General features: G+C 33.7%; 14 protein-coding genes. 2 read left to right on the top strand and 12 right to left on the bottom strand.

The genetic code is table 11. The features are described 5' to 3' along the window. Positions 1–71 precede the first annotated feature (71 nt). From ACHRVL_RS04200 to ACHRVL_RS04175, 6 genes are all read right to left on the bottom strand, one after another. Positions 72–1,241: a beta-ketoacyl synthase N-terminal-like domain-containing protein gene (locus ACHRVL_RS04200; protein ID WP_395410575.1), complete on the bottom strand. Its 1,170-nt coding sequence runs from the start codon at positions 1,239–1,241 to the stop codon at positions 72–74. Positions 1,242–1,371: 130 nt separating this feature from the next. Further along, entirely contained in the window at positions 1,372–2,643 is a 1,272-nt protein-coding gene (gene bioA / locus ACHRVL_RS04195; protein ID WP_395410573.1) for an adenosylmethionine--8-amino-7-oxononanoate transaminase, read from the bottom strand. A gap of 98 nt (positions 2,644–2,741) precedes the next feature. Next, entirely contained in the window at positions 2,742–3,359 is a 618-nt protein-coding gene (bioD, locus tag ACHRVL_RS04190; RefSeq protein ID WP_395410571.1) for a dethiobiotin synthase, read from the bottom strand. A 120-nt stretch (positions 3,360–3,479) separates the two neighbouring features. After that, positions 3,480–4,094 (bottom strand): hypothetical protein, encoded by a 615-nt coding sequence (locus tag ACHRVL_RS04185; protein ID WP_395410569.1) that lies wholly within the window; start codon positions 4,092–4,094, stop codon positions 3,480–3,482. Further along, positions 4,084–4,587 carry an RNA polymerase sigma factor gene (locus tag ACHRVL_RS04180; RefSeq protein WP_089053358.1) on the bottom strand — a complete coding sequence of 168 codons (504 nt, stop codon included), beginning with the start codon at positions 4,585–4,587 and terminating at the stop codon, positions 4,084–4,086. The genes ACHRVL_RS04185 and ACHRVL_RS04180 overlap by 11 nt, the downstream gene beginning before the upstream one ends. A 7-nt stretch (positions 4,588–4,594) precedes the next feature. Next, complete coding sequence (locus tag ACHRVL_RS04175; protein ID WP_395410567.1) at positions 4,595–5,458, bottom strand: TraB/GumN family protein; 864 nt, start codon at positions 5,456–5,458, stop codon at positions 4,595–4,597. A gap of 108 nt (positions 5,459–5,566) precedes the next feature. Between ACHRVL_RS04175 and ACHRVL_RS04170 the strand changes: the two genes are divergently transcribed. Continuing rightward, on the top strand, positions 5,567–5,719 hold the full coding sequence (locus tag ACHRVL_RS04170) for a hypothetical protein (protein WP_395410565.1): 153 nt from the start codon (positions 5,567–5,569) through the stop codon (positions 5,717–5,719). Positions 5,720–5,816: 97 nt separating this feature from the next. On the opposite strand, the gene ACHRVL_RS04165 is transcribed toward ACHRVL_RS04170, so the two are convergent. Further along, complete coding sequence (locus ACHRVL_RS04165; RefSeq protein ID WP_395410564.1) at positions 5,817–6,224, bottom strand: DUF2007 domain-containing protein; 408 nt, start codon at positions 6,222–6,224, stop codon at positions 5,817–5,819. Positions 6,225–6,226: 2 nt separating this feature from the next. Beyond that, a complete protein-coding gene (locus tag ACHRVL_RS04160; RefSeq protein ID WP_395410563.1) occupies positions 6,227–7,363 on the bottom strand; it encodes an aminotransferase class I/II-fold pyridoxal phosphate-dependent enzyme in 1,137 nt (378 codons plus the stop codon). A gap of 164 nt (positions 7,364–7,527) precedes the next feature. On the opposite strand from ACHRVL_RS04160, the gene ACHRVL_RS04155 reads away from it, so the two are divergent. Next, complete coding sequence (locus tag ACHRVL_RS04155; protein WP_395410561.1) at positions 7,528–8,331, top strand: DUF3667 domain-containing protein; 804 nt, start codon at positions 7,528–7,530, stop codon at positions 8,329–8,331. 267 nt (positions 8,332–8,598) lie between these two features. Here the strand turns inward: ACHRVL_RS04155 and ACHRVL_RS04150 are convergent, their stop codons facing one another. The 4 genes from ACHRVL_RS04150 to ACHRVL_RS04135 form a co-directional block, all read right to left on the bottom strand. Beyond that, entirely contained in the window at positions 8,599–8,880 is a 282-nt protein-coding gene (locus tag ACHRVL_RS04150) for a F0F1 ATP synthase subunit epsilon (protein WP_089053363.1), read from the bottom strand. Between the two features lie 78 nt (positions 8,881–8,958). Then, positions 8,959–10,470, bottom strand: coding sequence for a F0F1 ATP synthase subunit beta (atpD, locus tag ACHRVL_RS04145; RefSeq protein ID WP_089053364.1), 1,512 nt, complete (start codon positions 10,468–10,470; stop codon positions 8,959–8,961). Positions 10,471–10,703: 233 nt separating this feature from the next. Then, positions 10,704–12,296: a G-D-S-L family lipolytic protein gene (locus ACHRVL_RS04140; RefSeq protein ID WP_395410559.1), complete on the bottom strand. Its 1,593-nt coding sequence runs from the start codon at positions 12,294–12,296 to the stop codon at positions 10,704–10,706. A gap of 85 nt (positions 12,297–12,381) precedes the next feature. Further along, positions 12,382–15,210, bottom strand: coding sequence for a TonB-dependent receptor domain-containing protein (locus ACHRVL_RS04135; protein WP_395410557.1), 2,829 nt, complete (start codon positions 15,208–15,210; stop codon positions 12,382–12,384). Positions 15,211–15,301 lie beyond the last annotated feature (91 nt).

The following is a 15,301-nucleotide window of genomic DNA, read 5'->3' as shown; positions in this document are numbered from 1 at the left end:
AGTTCTTAGATGTAAAAAATAAAAAATCCATTTATCACTAGGTAAATGGATTTTTTATTTTAAAGATTAAACTATGCCTTTTCGATTAAAATACTAACAGCATTTCCGCCAAAACCAACAGCATTAATCAAAACTTTTTTAATTGATCTGTCTTTAGTTATTGCTTTTGAAAAAGGAGTTTCGATAAAAATATCATGTTCCATCATTAAAAGCGCGAGCTCTACACTCAATATTCCAGAAGCCCCAAAAGTATGTCCGATTTTCCATTTATTAGTGGTCAGCAAAGGCTGTTTTGAACCAAAAACTTTTTCAATTGCACGAAGTTCTGTCAAATCTCCTTTAATTGTTCCAGGCGCATGCATTACAATAACATCAACGCTATCTAAATCGGTATCTTTTAAAGCCATTTTCATAGACTTTTGAAAACAATCAGCTTCGGCAGAAATTGAGATATTGTGTTCTAAAATTTCAGTTGCGTAACCCACTCCCGTAACGTAGGCAATAGCATTTTCTTTTTCACCAGATTCTAAGCAACATACTGCAGCACCTTCACCCAAAATCATGGTATTTTGTGTTTTCTCAAAATCAAAAGCAAGATTGGGCCAAAAATTATTTTCTTGATCGATGCGTGAATATATTTTTAACGCACGCATTTGTCCGATAGTAAAATCTGTTAAAGGTGCTTCGCTGCCTCCTACCAAAAACTTATCAGCCATTCCTGATTTTAACCATGCAACACCGTTCAAAAGTGAATGTAATGCTGTTGAACAAGTTATTGAATGCGAAATTTCTGGTCCTGCACTTTGCAAATCGTGTGCAATCCATGAAGAAATATTTCCTAAAGTTGTTGTAGGTGATGCTAAAGTCTGTGCTTTTCCTGTTTCAATATAGGCTGCATAATGTTTTTCAAACAAATCTGTTGCTCCTCTTGAAGACCCAATATTTATACCGAAAACATCTTCGGAATTCCAACCTGCATTTTGGACTGCTTTTCGTGAAGCTGCTAATGCAAATAAAACAGAATCGTCTAAAAATTTATATTTAGGATCTGATTCCCGTATTTGAGCAATCAATTGTTTTGAATTTGTACTTAAAGCTGCAACAAAAGTATCTTGTTGATCTAAAAATCGTTTAGTAAAACAATGTTTTCCGTTCAGATATTTATTCCAAACCTCGTCTTTATCGCTTCCTAAAGGAGAAATAGATGAAAAGGCTGTTATGGCAATTTTTTGTGTATTCACATTATTTTATTTAACCGCAAAGTTCGCAAAAGTTTATGCAAAGTTCAACGGGTTTTAGAGTAAAAAATAAAACGATATAAGTAATATATGTTACTAAAAATAAAAGCATTACTAATACAGATCTACAGAGCTAAACCATTTCAATGGCTTCTTCAATTGTTTTATATACTTTTTGAAGCTGTTCATTAGTCATGATATAAGGCGGCAAAATGTAAACAATATTTCCTACTGGGCGCAGAACTACTCCATTTTCTATGAAAAAATTATAAAGCTTTGTTCGCATCGACCCGTAATAACTTTCTTCTGAATCTGATTTAATTTCAACTGCAAAAATAACTCCCAATGTTCTAGCTGTAATTACTTTTGAATGGTTTTCGATTTTCTTTTGAAATTCTAAATGACTGGCATTAATTCTTTCAATATTAGCCTGCATTTCTGCAGTCTGCAATAAATCGATACTTGCCAGCACCGCAGCACAACCTGTTGGATTTGCTGTAAAAGTATGACCATGAAATAATGCTTTATTAATATCATCATCATAAAAGGCATCGAAAATATCCTGTGTAAAAGTTGTAATTGCCATAGGAATAGTTCCTCCTGTTAAGGCTTTAGACAAACAGATCATATCTGGCTTTTCAGAAACATAGTCCATTGCAAATGTTTTTCCAGTTTTACCAAAACCAGTCATAACTTCATCAGCAATTGTCAATACCTTATTTGCTGCACAAATCTGAATTAATTTTGCCAATGCTTCTGGCTCATACATCACCATTCCGGCTGCACCTTGCACCAATGGCTCAAATATAAAACCTGCGCAATTGTGATTTTGAATTACATTTGTCAAAGCGTCAAAACTTGCCTGTTCTTGTCCTTTTATCGGTACCGGAATTCGAACAACATCAATAAACATTCCCTGAAAAGCCTGCGTGTAAAAAGAGATTCCACTTGCCGCCATTGCTGCAAAAGTATCGCCATGAAAAGCATTTTCAAAAGCAATTATAGTGGTACGTTTTTCATTTTTATTAAAGAAATATTGCAAAGCTACTTTTATCGCAACCTCTACGGCGGTAGAACCATTATCAGAAAAAAAGATCTTCTGTTGGTTTTTGGGTAAAATTTCAATCAGCTTTTCCGCTACTTTTACAGCGGGTTCATGTGTAAAACCACCAAACAAAACATGTTCAAGAGTTGTCAATTGCTTATAAATAGCATCGGCAATAAATTTATTACTGTGTCCAAAAGGGTTTACCCACCACGACGCAATTGCATCGATATATTGTTTGCCATTTTCATCCCACAATAAAGCGCCTTCGCCTCTAGAAATTGCAATTGGAGTTTGAGATGTTTTGTGCTGTGTATAAGGATGCCAAAGATATTGGCTGTCTTTTTCTGTTAATGTCATTTTTAAGAAAATAGAAGAAAGAGAATAGAAAAAAGACTAAACTCAATTGTTTAAGCAAAGATAGGAAAGTCTATATTCTATTTTCTATAATCTTTGCTCTATAAATGAAGTAGATTTTCTCGAAACAAATCAGCGTATTCGCGAATTACATTCTGATCAAAATAAGGCTCTTCGTCGATTCTTCCAATTAACTTAATCCCTGTTCTTTCTAGAATTATACTTTCTGTTGCTTTATTTTCGCTTCCGCTGAAAATAATTCCAGCAGTTTCAAAACCTCGATTTTTAATTGCTTCAATCGTCAGTAAAGTATGATTGATGCTTCCTAGATAATGTCTTGAAACGATCACTATTTTATAATCAGGCTGAATTAAATCAATAATAGAATCTTTGTCGTTTAAAGGAACAAAAATACCTCCTGCACCTTCAATTACTAAATGATTATTGGTTTTAGGTTCTTGTATTTGTTTTAAATCGATCGTAATACCGTCAATCTCTGCAGCTAAATGCGGACTTGCAGGGGTATTTAATTTATAGCTGTTCTCGAAAATCTGAGTTTTATTATTCGAAATTTTTAGTTTGATTTTATGACTGTCTGAATTATCTAAATCTCCTGCCTGAACAGGCTTCCAATAATCGCCCTCTAAAGCTTCAACAATAATAGACGATGCAATTGTTTTTCCAACATCGGTTGAAATTCCTGTAACAAATATTTTCATAATGTTCTTTTTTCACAACTATTCTAAAAGCCATTTTATTTCTAAATACCTCTAGAATAATTTCCACAAAAATACCAATAAAAACAAAACCCATCATGGCGACGGGTTTTTTATTATTTCTTATTCTTCTTTTAATTCGTCTATTACTTTTCGGATTTCCTTAGCATATTTTCCATATAAGTGATGTACCCACCATTCTGTAAGCACGCCAATAAGTAAAATCGTGATTACAAAAACAAACATAATCAATCCTAATTTTTTGTTGGTAAAACCTTCATTTAAAATCTGCAGAAAATCAGGCATTTCATAAAGAATAAATCCAAAGAAATAAATTAGAAAAAAAGGTGATAACGAAAAAGCAAATGTCTTATAAAGCTGCATATTCAGCCTGATGTCAAGATACGTTTCATATAAACTGTCTTTAGTTTTCAATGCAGCCTTATCTAATCTTCTGTAAAACAAAAAAAGCTGTGTTAAATAATAAATGCAAATGGCAACCAAGATCCCAAATATAAAATAGTACGGCACTACTAAATTTGATGGAAATTTACTATGCAATGGCAAAAGACCAATAATCACCAAGGACAAAAACTGAATAAAGAATTCCATTCTTAAACTTTTTCTAATTCTATCCAAAGGCATGCTTGCCGATTGTATTTTCTCTAAATTATTAGGAACAACAACATTATCTGTCTTTTCGCTATTCCATGCGTTTTGTATATCGTTAAAATCCATATCCTTGATTTTTAATTATTTCTTTTAATTTTTCTTTTGCTCTGTTTAATTTCACTCTTGCATTCCCCTCTGATATTCCCAGATTCTCCCCTATTTCTTTATGAGAAAAACCTTCGAGCTGATAAAAAATGATGGCTTTATCAATTTTTTCTAGTTTTTGAACTGCTTTATAAAAATGATCTATCTGGCTTTCTTTGATATGGGAGTCGCCTTCATCTTCCTTAATGTTTTCTGAAGCGATTTCGTATTTATCCACCTTTCGTTTTTCTTTTTTCAAGAAAACAATTGCTGTATTTACGGCAACCCGATACATCCATGTCGAAAACTGACTTTCATTTCTAAAAGAATCATACGATTTCCAAAGCTGGCAAATAATCTCTTGAAACAAATCTTGTTGATCATCATGATTATCCATGTACATTTTAGAAACTTTGTATAGTATTCCTTTATGACTTTCGATCCGATTTAAAAATTCTTGTTCTTTTTCTTTCAAAATAATACTAATTCATTACTGGTTTTACTTTGTATCCTGCTTTTCTTAACAAATTAATTACTCCTTCTTCTCCAGCCAAATGTGCGGAACCAACTGCTACAAACAGTGCTTCATTTTTCATCATATCCTTCATTTTCTTCACCCAGTCACTATTTCTATCATCAAGAATGTGTTTTTTAGCTTTTTTACTCATTACCTCTTCATTGGCAATATCTCCATAAAGATCCATTATATTTTCATTTTTATAGTCCTTTACCATTTTTTTTGTTTGAGTTTTACTCGCATCACCTAATGATTTGATCAGTTCTGAATCTGTATAAGCATTAGAAAGCATATTCAACTGTCCTTTTACCGTTTCGAAACCACTTACACTTTTCTTTTCTTTCTGCGCCAAATCTGTAAAATCTGATTCGTATGATTTTAAGGTTTCACAATCAAACGTTTTAATAGTAATTAAACTCATAACTGTTGCTAAACTGTAATTGTCTACCTGCTGCACTTTTATACCTGTAGTTTTTTGTAAAATAGAATCTAATTCTGATAATTGTTCAGGCGTTAATTTTTTACTTAATAACTCTGGAGAAACTGCTAATTTTTGAGCGTCTGCCATTTCATTTGGATCAGAAAAATTGATTTCGACTATTAGTTTATCTGATTTTTGAAAAGCATTCTTCGTTTTTTCTGTCAAAAAATAATCTGTTGGACAAATAGAATGAATCGTTCCGTACAAATATGATGGTTTTGACAATCCATTTCCTGAAACTTCCCATAAAAGAGAGTTTTCAAGTTTTGCAGATTTTGTTTGGGCTTGTGTTGTTCCGCTAAAAAATAATGTGATTACTGCGATTGCTGATGTAAATAAATTTTTCATTTTTGATTGATTTTAAATTTTGATTGATTTTGAATGATTGAAACTCCTCTTTAATATTTATTATTTTTATTTCTCTTCCACCAAACTGCAGCTAAAAAAACTACCAAAATGATGCTGAGTACTTTTATTAAAAAGAAACTTATTAAACCTAAGATGAATCCTATTGAAGAAAAAAAGATAAAATCAAAGATTTTCCCGCTTATTGAAGTTGATGTTGTTTTCATAATTGTTTTGATTTATTTGATTACGACTCGTAAGTAATCAAACATTTAAAACGTTACAAAAAATTTTATTTTTTTTTAAAACATCAATAAAATAAAGGGATTGCAAACATAAAAAATTTAAAAAATGATTTCAATCAATCAAATTCAAACTTACATTTATTGCATTTATACCTGTGTTTTGAATAAATAGGAATCAAAACAAAAAGTAATGAAAGAACAAAAGCTAAAAGAGTTTTTAAATCTTTTATTGAAGTTACCATTTCTATTTCTTCGGCTCCGCAACGGGGGCATTTAATCAATTCATTATTTTCATTTAGAGAATAGGGACTGATTTCTGATAGAATTTTATTTGCTTTTTCAAAATCCTGACTTTTTACAAAAAGCTTGACACCACCTACTGCGTTACTCCAAATAGGATTTGAGTCTACAGTATTAATGTCTCTTAAATACACATCTACACCTTCTGACTCAAGCTTACTGCAAAAAACCTGAGCTTCGTATGAGTACTGGTAACTTCTTACTAATTTAAAATCATCTTCCATACTTAAAATATAAAACCGCTTAATAATTGCAGAACTTGATTAATTTCTTCTTCAGAATTATAACTATGTATACAGAAACGCAGACGCTCTTGTCCTTCAGGAACAGTAGGCGAGAGTATTGGCTTTACATCAAAACCTTTATCTTGAAGTTGTTTTGCCAATTTTTTCACATTTTCATTTCCTGGTACGATTGCCGATTGTATTGCCGATTTACTTCGAACAAACATTGGTTTTAAACCGAGTAAGTTTTTTTGCTGATTAAAAAAAACGATATTTTGACGTAGTTTTTCAATCGTTTCTTTTTCAACATTTAATTGCTGATAGGCGGTAAAAACCGTTGAAACAGAATGTGGAGATAATCCTGTGGTGTAAATAAAACTTCGGGCGAAGTTTATTAAATAATCTTTAAGATCTGTACTGCCTAAAACTGCCGCGCCATGACAGCCTAAACCTTTTCCGAAGGTCATAATTCGAGCAAAAATTCGATTATGCAATTGCAGGTATTGTGTTAGACCTTCACCTTTTTCGCCAAAAACACCTAAAGTATGTGCTTCATCAACTACTAAATAACAATTATACTTTTCCGACAATTCTACCAATTCTTCTAGATTTGGACTGTCACCATCCATAGAAAAAACCGTTTCGGTAACGATATAAATATTCGTATCGGGGAATTTCAAGATCAAACGTTCTAGATCTTCAAAATCATTATGATCGAATTTATACGATTTAGCATTCGACATAAGGATTCCGTCTCTAATAGAAGCATGACTTAATTCATCGTATAAAATAACATCATTTCGCTGCGGTACAGCGCTAAAAAAACCAACATTGGCATCGTAACCCGAATTAAAAATTAAAGCTGATTCAGCTTCATGAAACTGTGCTATAAAAGCTTCTGTAATTTGATATAAGGAATGATTTCCAGAAATCAATCTTGAACCCGTTGCACCGTTCTGAATAATCTCATTTTCGATTAAATAATGATGCGATAATTTAAAAATCGGCTCTGATTTTGAAAAACCAATATAATCATTTGACGAAAAATCGACAAGATTATTAAAACTTGGCAATTGTCGCAACGAATTATTCAGCCTTCTATTTTCAAGCTTTTGAACTAGATTTTTAGGTAATTTCATAAAAGCAAAGTTATAAAAATTGAAGTCGATTTTAAATAATCAGCGGGTTTGATACTGATTAAAGTTTATAATTTAAATTTCAAACAATTGTTAATTATTTTTTTGTCTAATTTCAAACTACGAACTAACTACCACTAATTTAATTATTTATTAAAAAGAAAAAAATGAAAACCATTTGCAAAAACTGTGAAACACCTAGTTACCCAGATTTTAATTATTGCCCTAATTGCAGTCAGAAAATCAATTTACATCGCATAAATCCCCATGAAATTTTTCATGAAGCCGTTCATTATTTTACACATGCCGACAAAGGCATTTTTCAACTCGTTAGAGATCTCACATTAAAAAGCGGCGTTGTAGCTAAAGAATATATAAATGGTAAAAGAAAAAAATACTTTGCACCGCTTAATTTTTTTCTGCTGGTAGCAGCTGTATTTGTTTTCATTTCCAATATCCCAAAAGAAACACCTGCTATCAATATCTCACAGGAAAACAAGGAACTCAGCACTATTTCTGATCCTATCCAAAAGGAAAAAATCATACATCTTTATGAAAGAAAAGAAAAAATGGTTCATTTCATGAAAAAATATTCAAATCTAATGGCGATGATGGCTTTACCACTTACAGCATTCTTTTTCTGGTTGTTTTACAAAAAAGAAAACTACAACTATACAGAGCATTTGGTTGCCGGAATGTATATGCTGGGTTTTTGTATATTGGTCAATACACTTTTAATTTTGCCTATTTCTTTATTATTTCATGTATCGCCTAATTATCAAGCTTTGCTTTTCCTGCTCTTTCAGCTCTTTTACTTTACGCTTTTTTATTACAAGTTTTTAAATAAAAGCACCAAACTTCAATTAGTAAAAGCCTTTTCTACAAGTGCTTTCGGAATTATCTCTTGGGGGATTATCTCAGGTTTTACTGTTAACATGTATGTTTCTACTGGTTTTTGGGGAATATTATAATAACCCATTGAGTGTATAATCTAACATATAGAAACATAGATTTTATATCTAAAAAAGGAGACAAAAAGAAACACGTTTCTTCCGCATAGTGCAGCTACATGTATTAAAAAGAAGTAAAAACGCTTAATTTTCAACTGCAAAAGCTTGTTTTTATGTGTTGAAAATAATTACAGCCAACGGGTTATAATAATATAAAATCATCAATCTAAACAAAAACAAAAAAGCCAAACATTTCTGTTTGGCTTTTTCTTTATTCAAAAATTGTCTTTAGTCAACTAAAACAATTACTTTATTGTCTTTCATCTCGATAGTACCCGACGTGATCTCTAAAGTATAAGTCTGATCGTTTACCTTCGTGAATTTACTCACTACTTCTTTAGAAAAGTTAAAACTTGGCGCTGCAATTTTTACAGTTCCCTTTTCTAGAATAGAAACAATAGGAGCGTGATTATTCAATATTTGAAAGCTTCCATCAACTCCCGGTACAGTAACTGCAGTTACTTCTCCCGAAAATAATTTTGCTTCTGGTGATACTATTTCTAAAATCATCTTTTTTTTAGTTAATAGTTGATGGTTGATGGTTGATGGTTGCTCTCTAACAACTAACAACTAACAACTGACAACCAATTATGCTTCAGCTAACATTTTTTCTCCAGCTTCGATTGCATCTTGAATAGAACCTTTCAAGTTGAAAGCAGCTTCTGGAAGGTGATCTAACTCACCATCGATAATCATGTTGAATCCTTTGATAGTATCTTTAATATCTACTAATACTCCAGGAATACCTGTAAATTGCTCTGCTACGTGGAACGGCTGAGACAAGAAACGTTGTACACGACGTGCTCTTGATACAGAAAGTTTATCTTCTTCAGATAACTCTTCCATACCTAAGATCGCAATAATATCTTGAAGTTGTTTGTATTTTTGAAGAATTTCTTTTACTCTTTGTGCGCAATCGTAGTGCTCATTTCCTAAAATTTGAGGAGTTAAAATTCTTGAAGTAGAATCTAACGGGTCAACCGCTGGATAAATACCAAGCTCAGCAATTTTACGAGACAATACTGTTGTAGCATCTAAGTGGGCGAAAGTTGTAGCCGGCGCCGGGTCAGTTAAGTCATCCGCAGGAACGTAAACCGCCTGTACAGATGTAATAGATCCTTTGTTTGTAGATGTAATACGCTCTTGCATAGCACCCATCTCTGTTGCCAAAGTTGGTTGGTAACCTACTGCAGATGGCATACGTCCTAAAAGTGCCGATACCTCAGAACCTGCTTGAGTAAAACGGAAGATATTATCAACGAAGAATAATACATCTTTACCTTGATCAGATCCAGCTCCATCACGGAAATACTCAGCGATAGATAATCCTGAAAGTGCCACACGTGCACGAGCTCCAGGTGGCTCATTCATTTGTCCGAAAACGAAAGTAGCTTTAGACTCTCTCATTCCTGGCATATCTACTTTAGATAAATCCCATCCTCCATTTTCCATAGAGTGCATGAAATCATCACCGTATTTAATAATTCCTGACTCTAACATCTCACGAAGTAAGTCATTTCCTTCACGTGTTCTTTCACCTACTCCTGCGAATACTGAAAGTCCACCGTGACCTTTTGCAATATTGTTGATCAACTCCTGAATCAATACTGTTTTACCAACACCGGCACCACCAAACAATCCAATTTTACCTCCTTTTGCATAAGGCTCGATCAAATCGATTACTTTAATACCTGTGAATAAAACTTCAGATGAAGTTGATAAATCTTCAAACTTAGGCGCTTGTCTGTGAATTGACAAACCGTTTTCTCCTGTTTTTGGCAAGTTTCCTAAACCATCAATTGCATCTCCAATTACATTGAATAATCTTCCATATACGTCTGGACCGATTGGCATTTGGATTGGATTACCAGTTCCAACTACTTCATATCCTCTGCTTAAACCGTCTGTTGAGTCCATAGAAATGGTACGAACAGTGTTTTCACCGATGTGAGATTGTACTTCTAGAACTAACAATGTTCCGTCTTTTTTAGTGATTTCTAGTGAATCATAAATTTTTGGAAGTTCAACATCCTTACCGTTGAAAACTACGTCAACTACTGGTCCAATGATTTGAGCAACTTTTCCTATTACTTTTGACATTACTTATGTGTTTATTAAATAGCTATTTAGGTTTATCGAAAATACCTCTTTTTTCAGAGCGCAAAGATAATTTTTTAAAATATAAAATCAATTTTTTTTTCATAAAAAATAGCATGATTTTGTTTGATTCTAAAAATGAGAGCTTCAAACTCCCATTTTAAGCATTTTTTACACTAACAAAAAAAGCCGCTGCTTTTAAAAAACAAACGGCTTTTTAATTAAAAAAAATGGTTTTATGGCAATACGGCAGGATATAAAACTGGGTAGTTACCCACATTTACTCCTTTTAAATTTGATCCGTATTTAGCATTAATTGCTTCAATGAATTTATTTGCTATAAATGCATATCCTCTTGGCGAAGGATGAACTCCATCTAAAGAAAAAGTCCCTCCAGTTACAAATGTCGATGTCATTGTAAAACTATTGGCAGAAATTCCTCCTTGATCAATTTGTTTCATAATTGCATTTGCATCTACAAAAGCTAAACCTTTAGATTCTGCAATCGATTTTATGGTTGCATTAAATGCATTTGTCGCCACTTCAAGTTCTGCAACTTCAGTTGGTATCAATACATATTTATCTTGCAAAGGATACGTAATTCCAAAATTATTCAAAGGAGCCGGCGGAGCCATCCCTATTCCTGAATTTTCAGCCGTAGGTGCTGTTCCAATAGCAGATTGTGTTGTTAAAAGAATTAAATCGGCCTTTGTTGCTTGACGCGCCTGACCAAAAACATTACCATAAAAAGTCGCTGTCTGAGCTCCAAGCGTAGGCGTAAAAGCTGCTGTTAATTGCGCAGACAAGTTGGGAAGCGATTCGTCTTTTATCAATAATGGATTTGCAGCAGTTGTTGACAGCAAATTAATTCTTGATCCCGCTCCAAAAGCCGTCAAAGCTTGTTTTAACGGACCGTACAATTGTGTATTCAATGCCGAAATAAGCGCAAGACCTTGAGCAGCATTACCTTTACCTATAGCAGAAGCTGTTAAAGGATTATAAGGAACTGTCTTAAAAAACGGGATTGAAGTTACATATGGTATATTTGCTACAACTCCTTTTGCTCCTCCTGATGTCAAAGTAGTTACTAAAGCTGCATATGTCCCATCAAAACCAACACCCGCAGCTCCAGAAGCTGGCGTAATTGGGTTCGTACCATCTCCTCCAGAAGTTGCATAACCTAAAACATCATTATTACCAATCCACAAAGAAAAAAATGTTGGAGTTTGACTCATTGCATATGCAAGAACAGAAGTTGTTCCGTTTGGAGCAAAACGTACATAATAAGGATTAGCAGTTCCGTTTGCTAAACCAGCCGCAGCTCCATAAGTTGGAGACAGCAAATGAAAACTTTTAGCACCAGGAACACCTGTATTATTATAAGGTCCGGCAGCCGCAATTGCAGGATTCATCACTTCTGTTGTTGGAGTCCCGCTTACTGGATCAACTGTCGAACTTGGATGAGTTGGAGAAACTGTAGTATTAAAATAAAGTCTAGGACCAAATGCCGGATTAGGCTGTCCGCCAAAAAGCAAACCTCCAATGTTATCATTAGTATAAGGAATTTTAAATTCTCCTCCTCCAACAAGTTTAAATTGCTGCGCCATTATATTGGTATACGCCCCTTCTTGTCCTTTCTTAAAAAGAGCTCCATCGCTAAAACCAGACGTTAAGGAATTTCCTAATGCAACATATTTAGAGAAATTAGCAGAACCAGATGTTAGAGGCAATCCGTCTGACGAATCAACAACAGTTACCGCATCGTCATCACTATTACAAGCCATAAAGGTCAAAGAAACCAATAAAAGCCATTTGAAATTTTTTATCATAATTTTTATATTTTAAAATTACCTGTTTCTAAATCGCATCTTCAGAAACATAAATAACGTGTTTGACCTATAGTTAATAATCGATTTATGGATTAATAGTCCATGAAACAAAATATTGCTGCCCAATTAATCCAGCTCCAATTACTTGATAGTACTCTTTACCACCAATATTAGCAGCTCCAAGTTTCACAACAGATTTCAATTTTGGAATTCCGTAATTTATCTGCGCATCTATTACGGTAGCAGATTTAATTGTGCCATCAGCGAAGCCTGATTGCCACTCATATTCACTATTCCATCTTCCGCTGACATTAAACCCAAAATTCTCGAACAATTTATCATTACCAACAGACAATTTAATTCTATGCTTTGGAGTATTAAATCCTGCTTCAAAACTTGGATCTTTTTCTTGATCAAAATCAAACTGAGCATAATTGTAGTTCAACCCTAATTCAAAATTTGAAATTATTTTTTTAGTAAGTCCAACTCCAAATCCTAATGAATGTATCTCTACATCTGAATTGGTATACAATTGATACACTCTATACTCTCCATTTTGAATCGCTCTTACTGATTGAAATCCTGGATCTGTAACTCCTGCCGCAAGATTTGGATTATCTTGAGCCGTTCCGTAATAAGGAGAAATTACATTTAAATTACCAATAAAGTTATTGTATATATTATAGTAACCATTAATATCGATTGACATCCCTTCAAAAACAGAACGATATCCTAACTCAAAAGCTTTTACTTCTTCAGGCTTAACAAGATTAGCTCTTGTTTTTGTTAACAATGCTGCCGCTGCAATAGGATTACTTCCTGCCATAGCTGAAAAAGCACTAACAGAACTTGCCAAATACGAATTATAATAAGCATCATTACCACTCATAACCTTAGTTGGGCCGCCGTTATACAGCTGTCCTTCTGCACTTAAATTAAAAGTTTCATTAAATCTTGTTAAGTTATCCGGGGCAGACCCAACCAATACCGCACTTCCAATATTAAATCCGATATATTGATCTTGAGTTGACGGGTTTCTGAAACCTGTTTGAAATGAAGCTCTAATATTATGATTTTTCTTTTCTCCTCCTGAATACACTAAAGATAAACGCGGCGAATAATTTCCGTCAAAGTTTTTAGATTTATCATAACGAAGAGAACCCGTAAACTTCAATCTATCTTCTAAGAATTTCTTCATTAACTGAGCATAAGCTCCGTACTCATTATAATCAATCGGGCCATTTGCATCTGTATAAATCCTGCCATGAGAATTAAGTTCATAAGCTCTAAACGAACCTCCAACTTGAATTTCGGCAAATTTTATCAAATCTCTAAAGTTATAATTTGCATCAGAATGATAAATTTTGGAATTATCTACCAATTTTGAACCCGTGCGAACATCTGGATCAGCTATAACCTGATTAAAAGCATTTTTAAACTCTGTTGTACCTGGCATAAAACGACCTGTATCAGCTGTAGCCCTTCCAACAGCATGCGCTTGCTGCGGTGTCATACCAGCTAACGTTCCTTGAATATAAGCTCCAGCATATTGACCAAACCAAGTATTATCATCTTTCCATTTTCTATTTACATTAAGACCTGTAAAAATCATATCATAAGATTGCCCTCCGTCTTCGGATGTTGTATAACCTCTAACAAAAAAGTTCTTCCCTTTAACTTCTAATTTATGCTGCTGCATAAAAAAATTATTCAGGTAATATCTATTTCCTCCTTGATAAACAGCATTACCCATACCAAATTTACTTTGCCAGATAATCTCTAATCTTTCATCTCCAAGCGGTCTGCCATGAAAAGAGAAATCAATTTTTGTGTTTCCCGCCTTATTGTTAGTCAAATCAATTTCATTATATCCAGTTCTACTTACATTTGAATCTGGCAAAAGATTAGACGCTCCTGCAGGAATTAAACCCATTGCTTCTAATTTTTTACCTACTCCTTTAATATTTGTCGCAGCTTCGTCACCATAAACATTAATACCATCATAACTCGGATTAGTTCTATCAATACCCGCTCTAGTTTTATCTTCATAATTTGTTGCATACCAATCCGTAGCCTCCATATAGGTAAAGTTAGCTTTGGCCGCAAAATATTTATTAAAAGCATGCGCGAATCGAATACCAAAATCATAATACCCATTTGTACCCGCGGCCTCTTGTGAAGTCACACCATATTTAAAATAAGTTGAAATACCTTGATAAGTAAATGGACTTTTACTATTCATAAACAAAATCCCATTGAAAGCATTTGCCCCATACAAAGCAGAAGATGCCCCCGGCAGCAGCTCAACACTCTGTACATCTATTTCAGAAACTCCAATCATGTTTCCTAGCACAAAATTCAACAACGGAGACGAGTTATCCATTCCATCTACTAATTGCATAAAACGTGTATTAGCAACTGAAGCGAATCCTCTAGTATTAATCGACTTAAAAGTCATACTACTGGTATTCATCTGCACCTCTTTTAAATTTTCTAATCCATCATAAAATGACGGCGAAGCCGTTTTTTTGATATCCTGAATACCCATTCTTTCGATAGTAACGGGAGACTCAAAAACACGCTCAGGTGTTCTAGAAGCAGAAACGACTATTTCATCAAGTTTAGTTTCTTCATCTTTTAAGATTACATTTACTTTTTGATTTGCCGATGTAACACTAATAATTTTCGTTTCAAATCCTACCGCAGAAACCTTTATAGAAAAAGGCAGTTTAGCTTTAGTAGTCAATTTAAACGATCCGTCAAAATCAGTAGAAGCACCACTGTTTTCTCCAGCAACAACAACATTAGCACCAGGAATAGATTGTTTGTTACCATCTGTAACCGAACCTGTTATTGTATTCTGCGCAAAAGATATTCCGCTGAACAACAACATAATTAGCAAGTAGACTCTCATTGGGTTAGTTTTTTCGTTAGTATATAGCCAAAATACACAAATATTTTAATATGCATAAAAAAACGTTAAAAAAAATTAATATTTATCACGT

The organism is Flavobacterium sp. FlaQc-28, from assembly GCF_044007415.1.
Taxonomy (GTDB): domain Bacteria; phylum Bacteroidota; class Bacteroidia; order Flavobacteriales; family Flavobacteriaceae; genus Flavobacterium.
Note: the sequence above shows the minus strand (reverse complement) of the source record. Positions and strands in the feature narration are given on the sequence as shown.